The sequence below is a fragment of the Tychonema sp. LEGE 06208 genome (assembly GCF_015207505.1).
In the GTDB taxonomy this organism is placed as follows: domain Bacteria; phylum Cyanobacteriota; class Cyanobacteriia; order Cyanobacteriales; family Microcoleaceae; genus Microcoleus.
On sequence record NZ_JADEWT010000018.1, the window covers coordinates 49,894 to 72,183 of the forward strand.

Below are 22,290 nucleotides of genomic sequence, written 5' to 3' on the forward strand. Positions count from 1 at the left end.
GCTCTCGGTTAGTTTGGCCAGCACCGGTAGCCCGAACCGCGTGGAATCCAACTCAAAGCTGGTGTAATTTCCACGCCCTCCAGTGTACCAAGTTCTCGACCCCGAAAATATGTTGTTGGCGTTAAGAATTGCTACGCACAATTACTTATGGGCATGGAGCATGGGGCATGGAGCATGGGGCATGGAGCATGGGGAATTGGTAGTAAATAACCCATAACTTCGGACAATGCACAAATATCCGCTGGTGTCAAACTGTTCAAACGCCAGATAGAAAGTACAAAATGTATAAAGGGACTCCAATTATTAGAATAACCAGACAGGACGGTCATAAAATGAGCAATTTAGGTGTTAGTTACCTGTTATGGGCTGCTTGTTTTTTCGGCCCCTTCGGACTCCACCGTCTCTACAACGGCAAGATTGGCACGGGTTTGCTGTGGCTGTGTACCTTTGGCTTGTTTGGGTTCGGGCAATTGTTTGACTTGCTGCTGCTACCGAACATGGTGGACGAACACAATGCCAGTCTCAGGGGCAAACTCGGCGTATCTCCCCAAGGTATACCGCTATCTTCCACCAGCGGGGCGATCGCCTCGACATACACCAAGCAAACCCCCGAACAGTTAGGGATTAAACTCCTGAAGGCAGCTTATACCAAGAACGGCCGATTATCTGTTACCCAAGGCGTGATGGCAACCGGCGCTACTTTTGCCGAAGTGGAAGAAGCTTTCACCGCCATGCTCAAAACTGGTTATGTCAGCATTGAGAACGACCCAGTTACTGGTGTCGTGCTCTACCACTTTCACGAACTCTAAGCAGCAAACAGGCGGAGATTTAAATGTAGGGAGCGTCAGCAGGGGGATTTGGCGTGTTGTTGGAGAAGCTAACGGCTGACGCACCCTACGGGAATTTGGCTGCTGCGAGTGCGCCAGCCGGGGGATTTGGCGTGTTATTGGAGAAGCTAGCGGCTGACGCACCCTACTAATGAAACATTTGTTCTCACAGAGTCGAGCAAGCGAGCAAGGCAAAATCGGCTAGAATGTTTGTTTGTCTATACAATCTCAAAGTATTTAGCGTCATGGCAGTCCCTAAGAAGAAAACCTCCAAATCCAAAAAGAATATGCGTAAGGCCACATGGAAGCGCAAAGCTACTGTGGCAGCTCAGAAAGCTCTGTCCCTAGGCAAATCGGTTCTGACTGGACGTTCCAACAGCTTCGTGTATCCCGGCAATGAAGAAGAGGAGGAAGAGTAAAGCGACTAAAAATTAACAACTGGCATTTCTGATATTTTGCACCATTCTCGGTTAACAGGCCCGATGGCTGTCCCACAACACATAAATTGGGTTGTGGGGTAGCCGCGGATGGCCCGCCCCTCAAGGAAAAGTTGAGAATGGTGCCAGATATAAGTTAATCCTTCTTTGCAGCCGGTAAAATCAGCATGGCATCGCCAAAGGAATAAAAGCGGTACTGATGCTCGATCGCTCTTAGGTACAAATCCAACAGCCGAGGCCTTCCAATCATCGCGCTTACCATCATCATCAAAGTAGAGCGCGGCAAATGAAAATTGGTAATTATCCCGTCTACAACCCGCCACTTATAGCCCGGATAAATAAACAGATTTGTCGGGCCGCAAAAAGGCTGCAACGAAAAATCGCCGCTCGCGGCGGCCGCTCCCTCTAAAGCTCGCACTGCTGTTGTACCTACGGCAAAAATCCGCCCGCCTCTAGCTTTAGTTTCGCGGATTTTCTCCACAGTAGCGGCGGATACTTCCACCCATTCGTTGTGCATTTGGTGAGTCGTCACGTCTTCCACCTCCACCGGGCGAAATGTCCCTACCCCGACGTGGAGGGTAACAAAAGTTTTTTCGATGCCCCGCTGCTGCAAGCGGCCAAACAATTCTTCGGTGAAGTGCAAGCCGGCTGTGGGGGCTGCCACTGCCCCCGGCCGATCGGCATACACAGTCTGATACTGTTCCGGCGCAGCTTGGGAGTTGTCGATGTAGGGCGGCAGGGGTACGTAGCCGTATTCGTCAAAAAACTTCGCCAGAGTCGCATCTGTGGGGATGTCAAACTCCAACAGCCGTCCCCCGGTTGCCTCGTCCCTCTCTATAACTGTCGCAGTCAATCGCCTCGCGAGGTCATCCCCGTGGGGAAGGCAACAACAAGGGCCTGCTGCTGCGGAGTCATTACAATGCGGATCGAACTCAATTTTTGCTCCCAACTTTAAGCGTTTCCCCGGTTTAACCAAAGCCAGCCAGCAGTTGTGCTGCCGTTCTTCCATCAACAATATCTCCACAGCCGGGCCGTTGGGTTTGTGCCCGTAGAGCCTCGCCGGCAACACGCGGGTGTTATTGAGTACCAGCAAGTCTCCCGGTTCCAACAAGTCGGGCAAATCCCGGAAAATCCGGTGTTGGTGGCTGCTGGGAGAATCTACAGCCAGCAAGCGAGAACTATCCCTCGGTACTGCGGGATTTTGGGCAATGTACTCGGGCGGAAGTTCGTAGTCGTAGCCGTCCAAAGACCAGTCAATCTCTGTCATCGGGTAAATTCCTGTACGATCGATCTGTCAACTGGGTAACAAATTGGGTAAAAACCCCCATCCAAAGTCGGGTGCTTTTCCCCTTGTGGTCGCGGGTAAAGCCCGCGAGGATAGAGGTGTAGCATCAGCTTTGCTCGAAGGATAGTTATGGAATACCTCTACTACATCGCCAATACTAGCCTCACTCTGAGAGTGGTGGATTACCTGCGCGCGGCTAGTCATCTTCCCTTGCAATTTATCACTGTTATTCACCAAATTGACGGCTGGGTGGTGAAGGTAAAAATGAGCCAATATCTAACTCCCCAAATGCACGGGGATTTTCGGGCTTTTATGAACGAACTCGGGATTCCTTACGATCCAGAAATTCGGTTGCAAATGGCACTGTGGAGTTTGGAAACAGGACAGTCGCCACTAGGCGTGATGCGCCGCTACCAGGTGGCGGTGGTTTGTCACGGCAGCCCCGACCGTAAAGAAATTGAAGCGTTTCGCCAGCAATTTGTCAAGGGTCTGGGATATTGCCCGGAGACTCTCGCCTAGACTTCTGTGCCGATCGATATAACCGTGACGAGACAGCCGGGGGGAGGAGATGGGGAGATGGGGAAAAGATTTAACCCTGTTTCCATGTCCATCAAAGATCGAAATCGAGATGCGTGAAAATAGAGATAAGTTAATAATTTAAAATTACCAACAGCCCTGAATTTTTAATTTTCAGTGGTAATTTTTAAGTGACTAAAATTGAATAACTTAAACATATCCTACAGTCCTATAAGTGGTGAGGTAAAAAGAGGCATAGCCTCTGAATCTGTGTTACCAGGCAGAGCATGGTAACAAGCTAATTTTCAATTGTAATGTAATTTTTAAGGATATTTCTAGTTACTAAAAGCCGCTCGAATGTATTCTTGTAGGGTGAGCCGGTAGTTTCCTGTAAGGGCGGATTTAGAATTTGCTGCGGTTAATAGTGGTAATTTTTGCTTAATATTTTGCCCTGAAGGTTCGCACCTGACGAGGGCGACATCAAAGCGACAAGAATTATTTGCTAAATCTGGACGAGTGCTTAAAAATATTTCGGCGGTTTGCCAAAGTTTGGCTTGTTTTGCAGCACTAACAGCCAGCATTCCACCGAGATCCCAATTTCCCCGGCGGCGAGTTTTGACCTCGACAAATGCTAATGTTGGGAATTGGTGATGGGGAATGCCTCGGTTTTGATAGCTGGCTTCATCTCTTCCAAGGGCGATGATGTCAATCTCTCCCCAACGACAGTGATACTGTCGGTGCAAAATTTCCCAACCTTGCTGCAGCAGCCACTCGGCGACTAAGTTTTCTCCCAATGTGCCCAGATCCCGATAGTTGGGGGATTGGGAAGAATTGGGGTCAGCAGGCGCGCGCTTTCTGCTAGAATTCAATTGTGAACTGTCATCGCTGCCCATTCGCTTTAACTTGTATGACTTCTACAATTCGCCAACATATTTATACTTTCTTGCTGAGTTTTGTTATTTTAGCAGTAATTGCTGCTGGGGCGATCGCGATCGCGCCCGCACCTGCTTTCGCCTTGGATCGTGACAAAGAAATCCTCATTGGCGCTGATTTTGCTGGACAAGTTTTGACTAACGACAGTTTTAATAAAGCCAATCTTCGCAACAGCAATTTTACCAACGCAGATTTGCGCGGCGTGAGCTTTTTTGCCGCCAATCTGGAAGATGCAAATTTAGAAGGTGCTAATTTTAGCGGTGCAACTTTGGATTTGGCTCGCATGATGAACGCAAATTTAACAAATGCTATCCTTGAGGGTGCTTTTGCTTACAATACCAGACTGGAAGGAGCGATTATTGACGGTGCTGATTTTACTGAGACACTGCTGCGAGACGATACGATCAAAAAACTTTGTGAAGTTGCAAAAGGTACTAATTCAGTAACGGGTAGAGATACTCGCGAAACTCTGTTTTGCGATTACTAAAAAGTTTGTGGTAGAAAGGACTGAAGTCAGAACTTTAGTCCTTCACCTCAAGCCCAAGGTACGGAGGTTAAATCGTAAAAATTAACTTGACGCAGCCTCTCTAATTCTTCTATCCATTCTTGTTCGGCGCAGAGTTGTTGATAATATTCGATAGCAGCATCGGTTTTTTTCCACATATCTAGTGCAATTTTCCGCCGCTTGATGCTGATAATTTGCTCGATACAAGCTATGGTCGATCTAATTACTAAAGGTGCGCGATAAACATTTTTTTCGGAAAACTCGTTTAAGTGAAATAAATGGGAGATTTGATCGAGTTGAGTGGGATATTCTATCAAAATATCTTGCAATTTCAAAACTAACTCAGACGGCGCTATTTGTAAATAAGCTTTGTGCAATATTTCTGTATTCACAATCTGATGCCACAAAAATCTGTGGTGAGAAAGACTAAACTGCACGTCTCTAGCTTCTATTGCTTCTCTGACTTCTTGGCGGTATTCGGGACAGTGCAAATAAATCTGCAATAATTGCGCTTCTGCTTCTTCTAACAGACTGCGGGCTGCTGCTGAAAAGCCTGGTTTTGAGCTTTGGTTTTGGTCGGTGGCGCGCTGCTTTTTATATTGTTTGTTCGGCCTCAGCTTGTTTCTAATCAATAGAGGCATTGTCAAAGATTCGTCTTGATTTTGCCGCTTTGCCCAATCGCTTACTACTTGATTGAGTAAGTTTTCGGTTAGCATTTTGGTGAGTCGAGAATCTCCTTTACTGAGGATTTCCGCGCCTTTTTGTAAATAATGCGTTAGCTGATTGTCGTCGGTAATATTGGTTAGTAATTTGATAATTTTTGAGGTAATTTGCTGGTAAGTATCTGCTTGTTTCAAGTCTCGATCTACTAGCATTTGTTGTAGTTGCCAGTCGAGCCATAATGGTGCATTTTCAAGCAATTCTCGATACTGTTGCGGGGAGTATGTTTTGAGGTATTCGTCGGCATCTTTGCCGTCGGGAATGTTGAGCACTCGCAGTTGTACTTCTCCTTGATAGGCGAGTTTTTCTATTTCTCCAATGGCGCGCGCTGCTGCTTGATTTCCTGCTTTGTCTGCGTCGAAGTTGAGGATAATTTGTTTGGAGTCTGTGTACCGCAATAACTGCCGCACTTGGTTTAAACTCAGGGCGGTGCCGAGGGATGCTACGGCGTTGGAGATGCCTGCTGCGTGCAGTGCGATCGCATCAAAGTACCCTTCTACGACGATCGCGCGATCGGCTTTGCTAATGGCTGTTTTGGCTGTATCTAGAGCATATAAGGTTTTGCCTTTGTCGAAAAGTTCTGTTTCGGGAGAATTGAGGTATTTTGGTTGTTCGTCGCCCAGAGCTCTGCCGCCGAAACCGATGACTCTGCCTTGGGTGTCGCGAATGGGAATCATGATGCGGTTGCGGAAGCGATCGTAATAGCCGCTACCGCCTGATTTGCGCGGTACAATTAATCCAGCTTGTTCTACTAATTGCGCTGGATAGTTTTTTTGTTCTACTAAATAACTGTAAAGTGCTTCCCAACCTTGGGGCGCATAACCTAGTTGAAATTGTTGGATAGTTTCTTCACTGAGTTGGCGATCGGATTTGAGATATGCTAAAGGTTCTTCTCCTTGGGTTTGTCGCAAGGCGTGTTCGTAAAAGTTGGCTGTTAGTGCTGAGATTTCATAGAGTTGTTCGCGCAGGGAAATTTGGCGCTGCAATTCTTGTCGGTGTTCTGGTTCGACTGTTTTGACTGGTACTTGATAATTTTTAGCAAGTTCTAATACGACTTCGCTGAAGGATCTTTTCTCTAATTCCATGAGAAATTTAAAGGCATTTCCTCCTGCGCCACAGCCGAAACAATAGTACATTTGTTTGGCTTGGTTGACGGTAAAACTGGGAGATTTTTCGTCGTGAAAGGGACATAATCCGACGAATTCTTTGCCGCGTTTCCGCAGGATGACGCGACCGGAAATAACGTCTACTATGTCGGCTCTTTGTTTGACTTCTTCGATGGTTTCTGGGTGCAGCCGGGGAATTTGCATAGGGCTTTTTTAGGGGGTTTCAAAGTATGTTTATTTCGGGGGATCGCACCATCGGAGTTAGTCGCAGGCGCAGCAACCGGATTTTTCGGGAAAATATAGAGGTGGCGGCCCGGATCTTCGGTTGAAAAACCGGGTTTCTTTGGCTTAGATGCGATCGCGAACTGTTAGTAAAGCAAGATACTGATTTTATTGTAAAATATTTGAACTAACTGTAAGGAGCATCGGAAATAATGCGAATTTTGATGATGGGCGGTACTCGGTTTATTGGGGTTTATCTTACTAAAATTTTAGCAGCACAAGGGCATGAGGTGGTGTTGTTTAACCGGGGCAATAAGCCTGTGCCGGTTGCGGGCGTGCAACAGATTTTGGGCGATCGCACAAATCTTGACCAACTTAAAGACAAGTTATCTACAGAGGAGTTTGACGCTGTTTTTGACAACAACGGTCGGGAACTGAGCGATACAAAGCCTTTAGCTGAGATATTTAAAGGGCGGGTGCAGCACTTTGTTTACATGAGCTCTGCGGGGGTTTATTTGAAGTCGGATCAAATGCCTCACGTGGAAGGGGATGCTACCGATCCCAAAAGCCGGCATTTGGGTAAGTGCGAAACGGAAAATTACTTGGCCGAGTCCGGTTTGCCTTGGACTTCGATCCGTCCGACTTACATTTATGGGCCTCAAAATTATAACGATTTGGAGGCTTGGTTTTTCGATCGCATTGCGCGCGATCGCCCGATTCCGATTCCGGGTAACGGTATGCACTTCACGCAGTTGGGGCACTGTCAGGATTTGGCGAGGGCGATGGCGGCGGTTTTGGGGAATGAAAGGGCTCGAGGGCAAATTTACAACGTTTCGGGCGATCGATTTGTCACCTTTGACGGTTTAGCCCGCGCCTGCATTCAGGCGATCGGCAAATCGCCCGATGCTATCAAAATTGTACACTACGATCCGAAACAATTTGACTTCGGTAAAAAGAAAGCTTTTCCGATGCGGGTGCAGCACTTTTTTGCCTCAGTTAATAAAGCTGTTACCGAGCTTAACTGGCAACCAGAATTTGACTTAGTTTCGGGATTGAAAGATTCTTTTCAGAATGATTATGTAGTTTCGGGAAGGGACAAAGCCGAGATAGATTTTTCGGTTGATGATGAAATTTTGAAAGCTGTTTAAGGTAAAATCAAACTGGCGCGCGCTGACATCAGAAACCCGGTTTCTTCGTAAATTTATCGTTATTGTTCGTAAAAATCGTAGAAACCGGGTTTCTAGCCCATGGGTCTAAACCATGTTAAATCAAAGTAAAGTGTACAATCCGCATCCTACGCATCTGAAATGTCACTGCTAACATGATTCGCCGACAATTTTACCGATTGTCGGTAGAATCTACTGGTATTTTCACAAGCTTTGTGCCACAAGGGCGATCGCAAATTAGTTAAACTTAATCAAATACAAAACCTTTCCCCCAACCCCTGTTTTACTCCGAAAGGGGAGAAAGACTCGGAAATATTAGGTAAATTTCATGCTTGGAATCACACTCAGCACGCGCTACAGCATTATCCGTCACTTGGGAGGCGGCGGATTTGCTCAAACTTATTTAGCTGAAGATAAACAGCTACCAGGCAATCACCTCTGTGTCGTCAAGCAGCTTAAACCTCAAGCAACCGATCCGGAAACTCTACAGATAGCCCGACGTTTGTTCGATACTGAAGCACAGGTTTTGTACAAGTTGGGAAATCACGATCGCATTCCGCAACTTTTTGCTTATTTTGAAGAAAATCAAGAGTTTTATCTCGTTCAAGAATTTATCGAAGGTCACGATTTAAGTCAAGAAATTACGCCCGCTTCTCCGGGAAATGCCGGAGGCATGAAGGAAGAGCGAGTTATTTGTATATTGGAGGAAGTTCTCGAAATCTTAGATTTTGTACACCAGCAAAATGTGATTCACCGCGATGTAAATCCTCGCAATATCCTGCGCCGAAATCGAGATAATAAGTTAGTGTTAATCGACTTTGGAGCAGTTAAAGAAATCACTACTCAAATTACTAATCCTCAGCCGAAGAATAGCTTAAGTGTGAGCATCGGAACTCCCGGTTATATGCCCAGCGAACAAGCTCACGGTAATCCGAAACTCAGCAGCGATATTTATGCCGCAGGGGCGATCGCAATTCAGTTTCTCACGGGCATCAATCCTCATCAAATGACCAAAGATCCGAATACAGAGGAAATTATTTGGCAGGATAAAGCATCGGTGAGTCCTGAATTTGCCAAGATTTTAGATCGGATGGTAAAGTACGATTTTCGGCAGCGCTATTCTAGTGCCGGCGAAACACTGGAAGCTATTAAAGAATTGAAAAAATCTTTCAGCGGTACTGTTCCGATATTACCTCCGGTTGCTGCTGCGAAAAAGTCGCCTAAACCTGGTCAAAAACTATATTTAAAAATTGGGGCGCTCGCCGGCGTGATTGGCATCACGATTCTCGCATCAATTTATGGTGTACATACTTTTAATTCTGCCAATGCAACTGATTTGTACAACCGAGGAAATACCCTTTACAATTTAAGCCGATTTGAAGAAGCTCTGGCAGCTTACGATCGAGCAATAACTCTCAGGCCAGACTACGCGGAAGTTTGGCAGGAAAAAGCTAAAACTTTATATGAATTGAAAAAATATCGGGAATCGCAGTTAGCTTACGATCGAGCAATAGAATTAAAGCCGGAATATTTGGAAGCTTGGACGGGACGCGGTTATGCTTTGGATAAGTTGCAACAGTCTCAAGAGGCGATCGCATCTTTTGACAACGCTTTAAAAATCCAGCCCGACTATGCCGCAGCGTGGGAAGGAAAAGGCGATACCCTGTTAGATTCCCAGCGCTACGAAGAAGCGATCGCATCCTACGAAAAAGCCGTACAATTTCAGCCAAATTCGTACCGGGCGCGGTACAATATGGGGCAAGCTTACCAAAAATTAAAACAGTACGATCGCGCCGTAGAATCCTATCAACAAGCAGTTGAAATCAAATTTGACAATTCTGAGGCTTGGTACAATTTAGGCAATGTTTTCCTAGAATTAAACAAAAATCAAGAAGCTTTGGAAGCCTACGAAAAAGCCGTGCGGTTTCAGCCAAATTTTTATCAAGCCTGGTACAGTAAAGGCATCGCTTTGCTGAAAATGCGGAAGCATGAAGAAGCGGTAGAAGCTTACGAAAAAGCGGTTAAATTAAAACCAGATTATTATCAAGCATGGTATAATTTAGGCTGGTCGTACCACGAATTGCGTCGGTACGAACAAGCAATTGAGTGTTACAGCAAAGCCTTAGATTTGAATCCGAAAGAATTTCAAGCCTGGTACAATAGAGGCAATGCTCAGTACAATTTGCAGCGGTACGAAGATGCGATCGCCTCTTACAACGAAGCCGTCTATGTCAAGCCGGACTATTCGGAAGCTTGGTACAGCCGCGGCAATGCGCTGGTAGCGGTAAAAAGATACGGAGATGCGATCGCCTCCTATGATAAAGCAATTCGCTACAAACCGGATTACGGAGCCGCAATCGAGGCAAAAAAGCGGGCCGAAAGTCAGCTTGGAAACAATGGGCTACAGCTCAAACAACAATAATTAATTCTTAACTAAATTTGCTATTACTTCTTAGTCCGCCTTCGCGGACTTTGTGTGATAAAAAGCGATTTCAATCGCCGAACGATCGTGGTATTACTCTTAGTCTCGCGTTGCGCGGACTTTGTGCGACAAGAAGCGATTTCAATCGCCGAATGATAATGGAGATAGGTGAACTTTCACCTAACAGCAGGACTAATTACCGTAACGCGGCGGCTGTCTACCAACATCGGCCAAAAACCTCGATCGCTCAATGCTTTTACCGCAGCAGTAGCGGCATTTTGATCCGTGGTATAAGCGACGAATAAAAAAGGACGCTGGCCGTAGGAAGCCAAGCCTACTTGCGTGCCCAATGCTTGCTTGACTTGGGTGGCTAATTCCGGTTGATTGAAATAATCCACTAACACTGCATAACCGGGGCCTAGGGCTTGGGGATTGAACCCAATATTACCGGTTTGAGGATTGGCGATTGGTTCAGAACCTGTTGCTGGTTCAGGGTTGTAGACGGGCAAATTTTGAGGAAGTGCCGCTGCGGGCGATCGTACTACATAAGCTTGCAATCCGACAACATCTTCGATATATTTAACCCAATCGCTAGCAATTTGCGAGTCGCGAAAGCCACCAACTCGCGTCACCGTATCGTTGATGTACCGACAAACTGTATTGTCAGTATTTCCGGGAAAAGAGCGTTTTGCTTTTTCTTGCTGTTCGGGTGTTCGGGTGACAATTAACAGTAGATATTCGTCGGACAGCGGCGGTTCGCAGCTCGACTGAGCTTTAACAGAACTCGATAAAATTGTCAAGGTCAAAAGAGCGATCGTCGTAGCAGAAAATAGGGGAAAAAAGACAAAAATATTGTACAATTTTCCCGTTAATTTTCCTAGCTTAGCTGTAGATTCTTTTGCTAGTTGATTCATGCTGTCTGTAGCGATGCGAGGGCATCGGGAATATTTGCTGACGGTGCTTGAAACTCACCTGTCAGTACATATTCTAGTCGAAGTTTCAACCATGTAATGAAAACAGGATCGGTGGAAATAATGGCTGCTGCGGGTTGAGGGCATTTTGCTTTGACTTCTGCCATTGTCGCATCTTCTAGAAAAGCTGGCTGTTTGACCAACCAGAAGTCTATTTGTTTTTCTTGTTCGTTGTAATTGCGAATTCTTTCTTTAAACACTTCATCAAGGGCTTCTTCTTCTAGCAAAAAGCGTTGGCTGGCTAAAACGTAGTAGTAGGTTTGCATTTTTGTCGGTTGTTAGGGGTTGACGGTTAGCGGTTAAAGCCGCCTGTATCTGCCAGTTTTGCTGGTCAGGGGCGGGTTGGCCGAGTTGCGGCAGTTTGAGAGTTCTAAACTCTTGTGCCGTTTACTTTACCTTATTTGTTGTCATCTTGGGTAGGTGCAGAGCAAGTTGTGTCTGAAAAATCTTTGGTGGTGAGAGTTCGGGGAGTTGTGAGAGTTGCGAGAGTTGCAGGTTTTTTGGGGATTTGGGCGATGATTTTTCGGGCTGGTGATTTTTGGGAAAATTTAGGTGACAATAGGAAATTAGATGGAATTGCACGTTGAATAATTACCAATTATTCAGGAAATCTGGGGGTTGTTCAACCTGATTGGGAGTGGTTTGCATAGGAAAACACTTGAGAGAGTTTTTGATTGCGATCCCTAAAAAAAGGCTTTCATGGCGAGCAAACTGCTTGCGGGAAAATCAAGGGTTTGTGACTACTACCTAAAAACAGTCCTGACTATTGTATTAAAAATGTAAAATGTGTGGATTGATTTGCTCGCGCCGCAGGGCGATCGCCCCGCTGTCACTTCCCCGTTCCCCCAAAAGCGATCGCCCTCAACCCATGCTCAAATAAGCTCAACAAATCAGCTAAATTTGTTGCCCAGGGAATGCAGCCAAAGGCTAAACTTATCTAAGTTTTACCATAAAATTTTCTCCCCCTTCATGAATATCGCCTATCTAGTCAACCAATATCCCAAAGTCAGCCACAGCTTTGTCCGCAGAGAAATACTCGCAGTGGAAAAATGCGGCATAAAAATCGCACGTTTTTCGGTCCGATCCTGCGAGTCAGAACTCGTTGATGAAGCCGACAAACTAGAGCAAGAATTGACTAAAGTAATCTTAGGAGTTGGCGTACAGGGCCTAGCGTGGGGTTTGCTGCGCGTTGCCGCAACTAGACCAATTCGATTCCTCCAAGCTGTGCAGTTAATGTTCCAAGTTGGCTGGCACTCGGAACGGGGGATTTTGCTGCATCTAGCTTATTTAGCAGAAGCTTGCATTCTTTTAAATTGGTTTGCAGAATCCGGTACAGAACACGTTCACGCTCACTTCGGCACAAATTCCACAACAGTTGCCATGCTGTGCCGCGTGCTGGGCGGCCCGACTTACAGTTTCACAGTTCACGGCCCCGAAGAATTTGATAAAGCTACACTTCTTTCCTTAGACGAAAAAATTAAACGATCGACCTTTGTAGCAGCAGTCAGTTCCTTCGGTAAAAGTCAGCTTTTTCGGTGGTGCGATCGCACTTATTGGTCAAAAATCCACGTCATACACTGCGGAGTCGATGCAGCATTTTTAGTTCACCCGCACGTCCCCATACCCGCAGCACCCCGCCTAGTTTGTGTCGGCAGGCTCAGCGAACAAAAAGGCCATTTGTTATTGCTAGAAGCCGCCAGCAAGCTAGCAGTTCAAGGCTTGGAGTTTAAATTGGTATTTGTTGGAGACGGGCCGCTGCGAGCTGAAATTGAACAGCAGATTGCACAACTCAATCTGCAAAACTATATAGAAATTACCGGCTGGGCCAGTGGCGATCGAGTTCAGCAAGAAATTTTAGCTTCCCGCGCCATGGTATTGCCAAGTTTTGCCGAAGGTTTACCCGTCGTAATTATGGAAGCCCTCGCTCTGAATCGGCCCGTAATTAGCACCTATGTTGCCGGCATCCCGGAACTCGTAGAACCCGGTGTTTGCGGTTGGTTAGTTCCTCCCGGTTCCGTAGAAGCATTAGCTGTGGCGATGCGCGCGGCCTTGGAAGCACCTTTAGAAAAGCTAGAAGAAATGGGGAAAACAGGAGCAGAACGGGTAGCTAAACAACACAATATCGATTTAGAAGCAAAAAAATTAGTCGCGCTGTTTGAAAGTTCTATCGAGTGATTTAAAAAGGCAATTGAGGATACGGCAATGCCGTTTCCCTACCCAAAATATTTGATATAAAAAGGATACAGCAATGCCGTTTCCCTACCTCAAAACAATCAATTTTTCTCGCGAGAAAACAAGCAACTGAGGACACGGCAGTGCCGTTTCCCTACCCCAAAATAATCACGAGATCCCCTAAAATGTCACCATCGCCCGATTAATTGTAGGGACACGGCATTGCCGTGTCCTGACTGTGGATAATATTAATCTCAATGCTTTTTAAGGAATAGGAACAGATTTCAACAACTTATCAACAATCGTCTTAGCCCTCCTTCCCCCCGCCGGAATCAACCGGTGAGAAAGTACGTGCGGCGCCACATACTTAACATCATCATCAGTAGCAAAATCCCGGCCCTCCATAAATGCCAAAGCCTGGGACGCCCGGTGTAAAGCCACCGCACCCCGGGGACTCACTCCCAGAGTAATCTCTTCATCCTCGCGGGTCGATCGCACCAAATCAACAATATACTGCTTCAAAGAGCCTTCTACCTTCACCGCAGCACACAAGCGGCGCAATTCCTGCACCTCAGATAAAGAAATACAAGGCTGCAAATCCTCAACTGCAAAAGTATCAGACAGCCGTTCCAACATTTGCAACTCTTCCAACGCAGCGGGATAGCCCAAAGTCAAAGACAAAGTAAACCGATCCATCTGCGCTTCCGGTAGCGGAAAAGTGCCTTGATATTCGATCGGGTTTTGAGTCGCAATCACAAAAAACGGTGCCGGAACACTCCGAGAAATTCCGTCTACCGTCACCTGCTTTTCTTCCATCACTTCCAGCAAAGCAGACTGAGTTCGCGGCGTCGCCCGGTTGATTTCATCAGCAAGCAAAACATTAGCAAAAACTGGCCCGGGCAAAAATTCAAACTCTCCGCTGCGGGGATTCCAAATATTAGTACCGGTGATATCAGTCGGTAACAAATCGGGAGTGCACTGAATCCGCTGAAACTTCCCATCGATCGATCGCGCCAAAGACTTCGCCAGCAGCGTTTTTCCTACACCAGGCACATCTTCCAGCAGCGCGTGCCCGCCCGAAAGCACGGCTACAAGCACCAAGCGAATAGCATCCGCTTTTCCCACAATCGTCTTGCCTAGATTTTGTTTTAGCCGCTCAATGTGTTCTCTCATATCCCTGATTTTTAAGTAGAAGTTATTAGTCAGTAGTCAGTAGTCAGTAGTCAGTAGTCAGTAGTCAGTAGTCAGTAGTCAGTAGTCAGTAGTCAGTAGTCAGTAGTCAGTAGTCAGTAGTCAGTAGTCAGTAGTCAGTAGTCATTAGTCATTAGTCAGTAGTCAGTAGTCAGTAGTCAGTAGTCAGTAGTCAGTAGTCAGTAGTCAGTAGTCAGTAGTCATTAGTCAGTAGTCAGTAGTCAGTAGTCATTAGTCATTAGTCATTAGTCATTAGTCATTAGATTGAAGGAACAAGGAAGAAGAAATACACAGCTAGCTTTTTAAGCGTTCCCCCTTTTACGTTAATTACGTTGATTTACTTTGCTAATTGTTGGTTTTTCATTGCTGGTTATTTGATTCCTAGTTCCTCTCAGCTAGGACTTCGTTTGTGTAGACGCGATTTCAATCGCCCAAGTAAAACTGTACACAATGAATTCATAATTCGGATGGGCTTCTAGCCGCTCCGAAGTTTGGATTAACAAATATTTTTGCAATAGATATATTAACCATTAGCAGCTAAAACTTTTCTAGCAACATCGCAATCGGCTTTAATTTGAGTTTTGAGAGCATCCAGAGATGCGAATTTTTGTTCGGGTCGCAAAAACTCTACCAAACTTGCGCTCAAGGTTTTACCGTACAAATCCCCCGACCAATCTAACAAGTGAACTTCTACAGTGAGTTGTAAACCGTCTACCGTCGGGCGGCGGCCAATATTCATCACTCCATTTATGAATGATAAATTTGACGGTTTTTGGGCGATTAAAGATTGCGGATTTTCCCACTTATAGGAAGAATTTGGATATTTGATATTTTCTCCTCCATTTTTCACCGAGACTCGCACCGCGTACACGCCAAAACAAGGCAAAAATTTTTCTGGCGGCAGTTCGATATTAGCAGTAGGAAATCCGATCGTCCTGCCGAGTCGCTGTCCTCCAACCACAGTCCCGACTAAAGTGTAGGATCTGCCCAGCAACTGATTGGCTTTTCTGAGGTCGCCGGATGCCAGACCTTCTCGGATGGCAGAACTGCTGATCCGATCGCCTTCATCGCAATTGTGCAGCGTTACCAGAGTCACATCAATACCGTAACCCGAGGCGATCGACTGCAAATCCACAGCCGTCCCCGCGCGTCGGTGCCCGAACCGAAAATCAACCCCCACGCTAATTCGACTCGCTTGCAGTTGTCGCACCAGAATTTTTTCGACAAACTCGTCAGCAGTCAAGGCCGCCAGTTCTCGATCGAACGGCAGCAGTACCAGTTGCTCAACACCCATTGCTGCGAGCAATTCTACCTTTTGGGCCAGAGGTGTCAGCAGTTTTCTGGGTTTACCTGTAAAAAATTCTTGCGGGTGCGGAGCGAATGTCAGCACAGTGCTGTAAAGCCGATCTACCCCATTAGAATCGAGCCCAGAGAAGCTGTTACCCACAGCCTGACCGAGGGCGATCGAACCATTGAAATTAAGGCCGCTGTCGGCTGTATCGGGCGGTGCTGCTGAGTCGTTGTCCCAGCTTACCGAAGGTTTGCTTTCCAAATTTGCATCTTGGCCAGGGTTTGAGCGCGAGGATTGCGCCGACACCGAAACAGTCGCAGAATTTGATTTAGGCGATCGATTTAAAATTGGCTGCACGACTTGTCGGTGCCCTAGGTGCAAACCATCAAAGTTTCCCAAGGCAACGGCAGTTGGAGTCAGAGCAGCGGTACAGGAAGAAGTTAGCAACACGCTTTACATTTTGACATAATTAGCCCGCGTGCGATCGAAGCGTCGATTTGAGATGAAAGATTAAAGATTAAAGAATTGACTCTCGCGCTGCGAGAGTCTCGGAGGTCTCTCGTCTTTAGGTAAGTAAGGTCAGTCCTAACTTCAATTTGAAATTTCCGACCTCAAGATTTCAGAACTTGCAGGCCAATCTCAAATTCCTCAGACAAGCACTTTAGGCGCTTGCACCGACTTCTTCAGATATCTCACCCGGAGGAAGCAACTGTAACGACAAACCTTCCCGCGCCATCAAACTGTTCGGGAACCTTTGAGCCACCTGCTCTCCCACCTTGTCTAAAAACTCGTCATTGTGTAGCGGGTCGTGGTGAAAAATCACCAGCTTCTTGACATTAGCAGCCTTTGCCACCTTCACCGCTTCCTGCCAAGTCGAATGTCCCCAGCCAACCCTGCTAGACTTTTCCGCATAATACTCCTCATCGGTATAAGTAGCATCGTAGATCAGCACCTCAGCATCCCGAGCCAAATACAGCACATTTTCGTCTAAACGATCGGGAAAATGTTCGGTATCAGTCACGTAAGCCGCCGCATAGCCCCGCCAGTTCACCCGGTAGCCCATAGCTTCCCCCGGATGGTTCAACAAAGCAGTTTCCACCTTGATTTCTCCGATTTCCAGCGGTTTGCCCACTTCTATATCGTTAAATTTCAGGTCGGCCCCCATAATTTGCAGAGGCACGGGAAAATTGGGGTGAAGCATCTGGTCGTTTAGCCGCTGCTGGATCGTAGCCTTATTAGGAGCCACTGCCCCATAGATGTGAAAACAATTACCCTTAAGAAAAGCGGGGACAAAAAATGGGAATCCTTGAATGTGATCCCAGTGGGAGTGAGTAAAAAACATATGAGCTTCTACGGGCATCTGCGACAGGAGAGTTTGTCCCAAAACCCGCAATCCAGTACCGCCATCAAAAATTAGGCGGCTCTCACCCACTCGCATTTCTATACAGGGTGTGTTGCCCCCGTAACGTACTGTTTCGGCTCCGGGAGAGGCTATGCTACCTCTAACGCCCCAGAAGTGAACCGTGAATTGGTTTTGCATACTAGACATGGGTTTTCCTGCAAGATTACTCCGGCGAGCCATCGGTAAAATGTTTACATATTGGTAAGGGCTTTGCCGTCAAACCTCTGTTCTTTGACTGTCGAGTTTTGCACGATCGGTGTCAAGCATTTCGTTTGCCAGAGAATCTAAAACTGTTGAGCTTGACGACAGGATAAGAAATTACAACGTAGACTGATGAAGTCTCGATCGCAACTATTATTTTCTTTTCTTCACTAGCCTAACCCTTGCAGACACAATTTGAAGCAGAACTTGGGCCTGAGTCTGGTCTTGCAGTCTATATTTCTCCTGCTTCCGCCCTTGCCGGTACAAGCTGCAGCAGTCGGTTTTGGCGCTGCAGGTTTACGGGTTGGAACCACCGGAAGCGGCTTGGATGCTATCATTTCGGGTCGATCGACCGTAATATCGAGATATCTGGGTTGGTTGGCGATCGGGCGCGACGCTTCCTGCCCCATACTAGAATTACGGCTAATTTACCAGACTTGATTATTTCGGATTCTTATTCAAAAATCTTAGCAGTTTAGGAACGATCCTGCTATGGATTTTCCCACAAGACTGTTGCAATTCTGGGGTTTCACCTGCGGCTGTCGATCCAAACGCTCAACCTGCGAACACAGCCCGATTGGACATCCGGGCACAGCGACGATTTCCCGGGCCCAGGCCCCAAAGGCTAAATTTGCGTCGCGTATTCTTTGGGGGACTGCTTGTCGGCCCGCGGCGCGGTGCGATCGCCCGCACTGTCTCAAAAGTGAGTCAGAAATATTCGCTGTTGACCTGTATTCGTACTTTTTTTAACAATCTGCAATTGCTGGATTTTTTGTAATGATGGCTGGGAATTCAGCGCAGTTGAGGTGTTCACCACGACGGGTTTTAATTTCCGATGATATCATAGAGGAGACCAAGATTGCATCAATATTCGATCGGTTAACGCCAGATTTCAACCGGATCGACACCGACCGACGCAGATAATTCAATATAATCTGCGATGCAGAGTGCAACTCAAGTCTAGTGTCAGAGTCTTGTTTTCCGAGCATTTAAATCCGTGCTAAAAACGCCGGGATAAATGTAAGTTATTTATCAAAAAAGTCACTATGAATCAAGTTAAAAAAACTACAACCAAGCTGAATAGATCGCCAGTGCAAGTATCCGATCGCACTTGGCAACTCAGTAAGCTCCCCCCCCTCGACCTGTCTGAGGATATCACTGATGCGCGAGGTTTGAGAGAACTCAGTCTGGACGATCGCTCTAGAGGATTCCCAGAGACTGCCCAAACAAGATATTTCCGGGCTGAGGCCAAGACCGATCGGGCCCGATCGCCTGTGGGTTCTATCGGCTTTGTCAAGTGGTTGCTAAATCGTTTGACTCGATCGAAAGGTTGGCTGACAGTTATCACCCTGGCAGCAATTTGGGCGTTGTGGAACAGTCAGTTACTGTTTTCGACAGGGCTCGGAATCGCAGCCATGATGCTGGTTTACCGAGGAGAGTCGCGGGAGTGGCAATTGCTGCGATCGCAAGTCGAGCAATTTTGGGATAGCCCGAACCGTCGGTTTATTTTAGCAGCGGGCACCGGCGGCATTGCTACCTTGGGCGCTTACATGAGTTTGGCGATTTGGGCGGACTCAAGCAGCCACTGGATGGCTGCGAGCCTGATTTTGCAAAACTTTGGGACGATCGCCATTGCAGGGCTGCTGCTGCGACAAGCGCTGAGTATGGGAGCCTCAAAAGATGAAGCCACGGTCGATCGCATCCTGGCAGATTTGACCGATGCTGACCCCGTGAAGCGTTTGATTGCAGTGCGGCAAATGACCGATTTGGTAAATAACGGTGGGTTTGGCCATCGGAGTTTTGTCAAAAATCAGCCCGCCAAGCCAAGGAACAGGATAGCCCTAACCCGCGCTGCCGAGTGTTTTCGCCTGATGCTGAGTCAAGAACCGGAAGCTTTAGTCCGCAATGCCCTTCTCGAAGGTTTGCAGACTTGGGATGATACCTATGGCACCAGTTCAAAATCCAAAAATAAAGTCATCGACTATTAGCTGACCGTCAAAAGCATAAAAAGTAATTCGATGAATATTCGGAGCTTTGACACGCAGGGGAGTGCTAGGGGCGATCGGAGAATTAGAGCCTACCAGATTCGGTGCAGGCATTTCATCCTGAACAATTAGGTGTCCGTCAATGTCGCAAGCCGATAAAACAGTTCGCCGCGAACTGGTGACAAGTCCTGACACGCTGCGAACAGGATGCTTGAAAGTTACTTCTATCAATCCGCTTTTTGGCGCTCCCATTAGCACTGTTCTCCCAAAACTGGTGAAAAATGCTGGGTTTGAAGGTTGGATGGCTACAGCATTGCTAAAAGTCACCCCCCAATGTGCAAACTGGTGTTCTACTACTTCAAAGCATTTCAAATCTTCTAAAGCTAGGCGGACGATCGCCGGTACCGTGGCGCGCGATCGCACGTCTAGCCCAGCGCCCGATCGTTCGGGAATGGCGACTAAAGACTTTTTGCCGTTTAAATCCATGCTTCGACAGGCTGTATCAAATTCTGCAAACCCGTCCGATCGAAGACTCTGTGCGTCAACCATAAAACCCTCGCGATCCCGTTTCCTGAGCAGTTGCATTTTTAGTAAATCTCCCTGAAATTGGTTGTTTCTGGTGTTTGGGAATTGATAGTGGCGAGGCGGGAAATTGCCAAACCTGCAACGCCGGAATCGAAAACCGATCGCCTCTAACAAGGACTTTCAACCTCAAAATCGACTGCTCCGCAAAATATGGTAATTAATTATTCTTGATTGGCTCACGGCAGCAAACCAGCGGTCGGTTTAAAAGCGAAATCGAATACTCCTGCTTTCGAGCTTGGCGAACCGACTCGGTGCTTTTGAGGGGTCTTACCCATCATTTTGCTATTATCTCCGATCGACGGTAGGCAAGCAAGGGTGAAGATAACTACAGGGCAAAAGTCCCCAAAATCGCACAACTTAGTTGCTGTCCGTAGTTTCAGGCTTGATTTGTACTAAAATAGATTGAAATCAATACTTAATCTTTACAAAAACTCCGCTAGCTTTGCAACAATTTTAAATTGAGGCCCGGCTGCGGAGGAAAAGCTAAAATCTAACAGCGATTGAGGTTTATTTATGCTTATGCCCCTCGGCTTCGGTCAGCGATCGATAGTTACTTCTCTCGGCAGAATGGTGTACTACACTGCTGAAAAAATGCCTTGGCTCGAATTGTCTGCCCCGGCATCGGAAAACAAACCGAATTTGGTATTTTTCCACGGTTTTGGGGGCGGGTCTAGTGCCTACGAATGGTCGAAAGTTTATCCGGCTTTTGCAGCGGAATATCGAATTTTAGCACCGGATTTAATCGGTTGGGGGCGATCGGAACATCCGCCGAGAAATTATCAAGTCGAAGATTATATCACAACTTTGATTGAATTTCTGGAAAAAACTTGCGACAGTCCGACGGATGCGATCGCTTCTTCGCTGACAGGGGCGATCGCGATTCGAGCGGCGATCGCCCGCCCGGATCTGTTCAAATCGCTTATTTTGACAACACCAAGCGGTTTGTCGGACTTCGGACAGGATTACGGCAGCAGTTTCTTCGCTAAGCTAGTCAACACGCCAATTTTAGACCGTTTGCTCTACAGTACGGCCATCGCCACAGACGGCGGGATTCGCAGCTTCTTAGAACAGCGCCAATTTGCCGATTCGCGCCGCGTCTACCAAGAAATTGTCGATGCTTACCTCGAATCTGCCTTAGAACCAAATGCAGAATATGCCGCCCTGTCTTTTGTGCGGGGAGATTTGTGCTTTGATTTGTCGCTGTACATCACTCAGCTAACAACGCCGACAGCGATTATTTGGGGAGAAAAATCGCAGTTTACCAGCCCGGATATCGGCCAGCGATTGGCCAATCTCAACCCCGAAGCAATCAAAGTTTTTCAATCTCTGGAAAATGTGGGTTTGACTCCGCAGTTGGAAATTCCGGCTGTGACTGTTGGCTTAATTCGACAATATTTAAGGGTGCTTTCTCAAGGGTGAAGAAGTCATTAGTCATTAGTCATTAGTCATTAGTCATTAGTCATCAGTCATTAGTGCTGTCGCCTCCGAGCTTTCCGTACAAAGTCATCAGGAAGAAGAAAGAAGGAAGACGGAAGACGGAAGACGGAAGACGGAAGGGGGGAAGAAGAAATATGAATTCCCTCTTCCCCCCTTCCCTATTATAGCGGTTCGATCGCGTTGTGAGGTATGCGCGCGGAAGCCGACAGAACCTCATAGGAGAACTCGAAATGCTAATGACTAATGACTAATGACTAATGACTAATGACTAATGACTATTCTTTGACTCGCACGTCGATGACGCTGGCATTGAAAATGTATTTTTTGCCTTCAAGTTCTAGGGTAGTGCCAATTTTAACCTTCGTATTTCCTAAAACCGGGCCGTTGTCAGTAATTTGACCTTTTCCTTCTAGGGTAAACATCATATTTCTGCTGAAGGATTCTTCTTCTCGGGGATCGGGGAGAGCTTTGAGAGTACCGTTGGGCTGGGGAACTGCGAGGGTTCTGGTGATAGTTTTGACGGATTTGATCGTAATCTGACCGGCGGGCTGGTTGCGGATAACTACGTTGATTTTATCGCCAGCTTTGAACAACTCTGGGAAGTTCGTGCCTTTGAGTCCGATCGCAATTGCATCAATCTCTACAGATTTAACACTAGCGCCGCCGACTTGGGCGACGGAACCGCCCGATGTGCCGGGAAAAAAGAAGATGCCGACTGCAACTAGCAGCACAATCATTGCGGCACATACGTCTAGAATGCTGAGTTTGCCGAACAGCCGGCCTTGAGAATCTAAAATTTTCATAAATCGCCTATAAACGGACAGCGACAGGAGTATCTGTACAAGCCAAAAGATATTACCACAACGATCGCCCAAAATCCGCAGGACTTACAGAGTCGGTGAGGGGCTGTCTCTTA

The 22,290-nt window shown here is 46.9% G+C and carries 22 protein-coding genes; 12 read left to right on the forward strand and 10 right to left on the reverse strand.

Going from position 1 to position 22,290, the window contains the following annotated elements; translation table 11 throughout:
* Window positions 1-332: 332 nt before the first annotated feature.
* Window positions 333-809 (forward strand): TM2 domain-containing protein, encoded by a 477-nt coding sequence (locus IQ263_RS07355; RefSeq protein WP_194066853.1) that lies wholly within the window; start codon window positions 333-335, stop codon window positions 807-809.
* Between the two features lie 263 nt (window positions 810-1,072).
* Complete coding sequence (gene rpmF / locus IQ263_RS07360; RefSeq protein ID WP_194011875.1) at window positions 1,073-1,246, forward strand: 50S ribosomal protein L32; 174 nt, start codon at window positions 1,073-1,075, stop codon at window positions 1,244-1,246.
* A 154-nt stretch (window positions 1,247-1,400) separates the two neighbouring features.
* Here rpmF and queA read toward each other — a convergent pair whose 3' ends face one another.
* Window positions 1,401-2,531, reverse strand: a complete 1,131-nt coding sequence (gene queA, locus IQ263_RS07365; RefSeq protein WP_194066854.1) for a tRNA preQ1(34) S-adenosylmethionine ribosyltransferase-isomerase QueA — start codon at window positions 2,529-2,531, stop codon at window positions 1,401-1,403.
* A 147-nt stretch (window positions 2,532-2,678) separates the two neighbouring features.
* Here queA and IQ263_RS07370 point away from each other — a divergent pair, with 147 nt between their 5' ends.
* Window positions 2,679-3,068 carry a hypothetical protein gene (locus tag IQ263_RS07370; RefSeq protein WP_194012871.1) on the forward strand — a complete coding sequence of 130 codons (390 nt, stop codon included), beginning with the start codon at window positions 2,679-2,681 and terminating at the stop codon, window positions 3,066-3,068.
* A 332-nt stretch (window positions 3,069-3,400) separates the two neighbouring features.
* On the opposite strand, the gene IQ263_RS07375 is transcribed toward IQ263_RS07370, so the two are convergent.
* Window positions 3,401-3,934 (reverse strand): YraN family protein, encoded by a 534-nt coding sequence (locus IQ263_RS07375; protein ID WP_442921932.1) that lies wholly within the window; start codon window positions 3,932-3,934, stop codon window positions 3,401-3,403.
* A 38-nt stretch (window positions 3,935-3,972) separates the two neighbouring features.
* Here IQ263_RS07375 and IQ263_RS07380 point away from each other — a divergent pair, with 38 nt between their 5' ends.
* Entirely contained in the window at window positions 3,973-4,485 is a 513-nt protein-coding gene (locus tag IQ263_RS07380; protein WP_194066856.1) for a pentapeptide repeat-containing protein, read from the forward strand.
* Between the two features lie 47 nt (window positions 4,486-4,532).
* Here IQ263_RS07380 and dnaG read toward each other — a convergent pair whose 3' ends face one another.
* On the reverse strand, window positions 4,533-6,533 hold the full coding sequence (dnaG, locus tag IQ263_RS07385) for a DNA primase (RefSeq protein WP_194066857.1): 2,001 nt from the start codon (window positions 6,531-6,533) through the stop codon (window positions 4,533-4,535).
* Window positions 6,534-6,763: 230 nt separating this feature from the next.
* Here dnaG and IQ263_RS07390 point away from each other — a divergent pair, with 230 nt between their 5' ends.
* On the forward strand, window positions 6,764-7,699 hold the full coding sequence (locus IQ263_RS07390) for an NAD-dependent epimerase/dehydratase family protein (protein ID WP_194066858.1): 936 nt from the start codon (window positions 6,764-6,766) through the stop codon (window positions 7,697-7,699).
* 346 nt (window positions 7,700-8,045) lie between these two features.
* A complete protein-coding gene (locus IQ263_RS07395; protein ID WP_194066859.1) occupies window positions 8,046-10,139 on the forward strand; it encodes a serine/threonine-protein kinase in 2,094 nt (697 codons plus the stop codon).
* Between the two features lie 176 nt (window positions 10,140-10,315).
* On the opposite strand, the gene IQ263_RS07400 is transcribed toward IQ263_RS07395, so the two are convergent.
* Window positions 10,316-11,053 (reverse strand): hypothetical protein, encoded by a 738-nt coding sequence (locus IQ263_RS07400; RefSeq protein WP_194066860.1) that lies wholly within the window; start codon window positions 11,051-11,053, stop codon window positions 10,316-10,318.
* Window positions 11,050-11,376, reverse strand: a complete 327-nt coding sequence (locus IQ263_RS07405; protein WP_194066861.1) for an MgPME-cyclase complex family protein — start codon at window positions 11,374-11,376, stop codon at window positions 11,050-11,052. The genes IQ263_RS07400 and IQ263_RS07405 overlap by 4 nt, the downstream gene beginning before the upstream one ends.
* Window positions 11,377-11,490: 114 nt before the next feature.
* Between IQ263_RS07405 and IQ263_RS07410 the strand changes: the two genes are divergently transcribed.
* Both IQ263_RS07410 and IQ263_RS07415 read left to right on the forward strand, forming a co-directional pair.
* Complete coding sequence (locus IQ263_RS07410) at window positions 11,491-11,697, forward strand: hypothetical protein (protein ID WP_194066862.1); 207 nt, start codon at window positions 11,491-11,493, stop codon at window positions 11,695-11,697.
* 382 nt (window positions 11,698-12,079) lie between these two features.
* Entirely contained in the window at window positions 12,080-13,285 is a 1,206-nt protein-coding gene (locus tag IQ263_RS07415) for a glycosyltransferase (protein WP_194066863.1), read from the forward strand.
* 261 nt (window positions 13,286-13,546) lie between these two features.
* Here IQ263_RS07415 and IQ263_RS07420 read toward each other — a convergent pair whose 3' ends face one another.
* The 3 genes from IQ263_RS07420 to IQ263_RS07430 form a co-directional block, all read right to left on the reverse strand.
* Window positions 13,547-14,455: an AAA family ATPase gene (locus IQ263_RS07420; RefSeq protein ID WP_194066864.1), complete on the reverse strand. Its 909-nt coding sequence runs from the start codon at window positions 14,453-14,455 to the stop codon at window positions 13,547-13,549.
* Window positions 14,456-14,996: 541 nt separating this feature from the next.
* The gene (locus IQ263_RS07425) at window positions 14,997-16,214 is read right to left on the reverse strand and encodes a bifunctional riboflavin kinase/FAD synthetase (RefSeq protein ID WP_194066865.1); all 1,218 of its coding nucleotides are present in this window, start codon (window positions 16,212-16,214) and stop codon (window positions 14,997-14,999) included.
* Between the two features lie 211 nt (window positions 16,215-16,425).
* Window positions 16,426-17,313 carry an MBL fold metallo-hydrolase gene (locus IQ263_RS07430; RefSeq protein ID WP_194066866.1) on the reverse strand — a complete coding sequence of 296 codons (888 nt, stop codon included), beginning with the start codon at window positions 17,311-17,313 and terminating at the stop codon, window positions 16,426-16,428.
* Window positions 17,314-17,562: 249 nt separating this feature from the next.
* Between IQ263_RS07430 and IQ263_RS07435 the strand changes: the two genes are divergently transcribed.
* The 3 genes from IQ263_RS07435 (at window position 17,563) to IQ263_RS07445 (ending at window position 19,355) form a co-directional block, all read left to right on the forward strand.
* The gene (locus IQ263_RS07435) at window positions 17,563-17,808 is read left to right on the forward strand and encodes a hypothetical protein (RefSeq protein WP_194066867.1); all 246 of its coding nucleotides are present in this window, start codon (window positions 17,563-17,565) and stop codon (window positions 17,806-17,808) included.
* A 190-nt stretch (window positions 17,809-17,998) separates the two neighbouring features.
* Complete coding sequence (locus IQ263_RS07440) at window positions 17,999-18,145, forward strand: hypothetical protein (protein ID WP_194066868.1); 147 nt, start codon at window positions 17,999-18,001, stop codon at window positions 18,143-18,145.
* 268 nt (window positions 18,146-18,413) lie between these two features.
* Window positions 18,414-19,355 (forward strand): hypothetical protein, encoded by a 942-nt coding sequence (locus tag IQ263_RS07445; RefSeq protein WP_194066869.1) that lies wholly within the window; start codon window positions 18,414-18,416, stop codon window positions 19,353-19,355.
* On the opposite strand, the gene IQ263_RS07450 is transcribed toward IQ263_RS07445, so the two are convergent.
* The gene (locus tag IQ263_RS07450; RefSeq protein ID WP_228049865.1) at window positions 19,323-19,901 is read right to left on the reverse strand and encodes a hypothetical protein; all 579 of its coding nucleotides are present in this window, start codon (window positions 19,899-19,901) and stop codon (window positions 19,323-19,325) included. The genes IQ263_RS07445 and IQ263_RS07450 overlap by 33 nt on opposite strands.
* Before the next feature lie 549 nt (window positions 19,902-20,450).
* On the opposite strand from IQ263_RS07450, the gene IQ263_RS07455 reads away from it, so the two are divergent.
* Window positions 20,451-21,356 carry an alpha/beta fold hydrolase gene (locus tag IQ263_RS07455; protein ID WP_194066871.1) on the forward strand — a complete coding sequence of 302 codons (906 nt, stop codon included), beginning with the start codon at window positions 20,451-20,453 and terminating at the stop codon, window positions 21,354-21,356.
* A 293-nt stretch (window positions 21,357-21,649) separates the two neighbouring features.
* Here IQ263_RS07455 and IQ263_RS07460 read toward each other — a convergent pair whose 3' ends face one another.
* On the reverse strand, window positions 21,650-22,177 hold the full coding sequence (locus tag IQ263_RS07460; RefSeq protein ID WP_194011245.1) for a DUF4330 domain-containing protein: 528 nt from the start codon (window positions 22,175-22,177) through the stop codon (window positions 21,650-21,652).
* Between the last annotated feature and the right edge of the window lie 113 nt (window positions 22,178-22,290).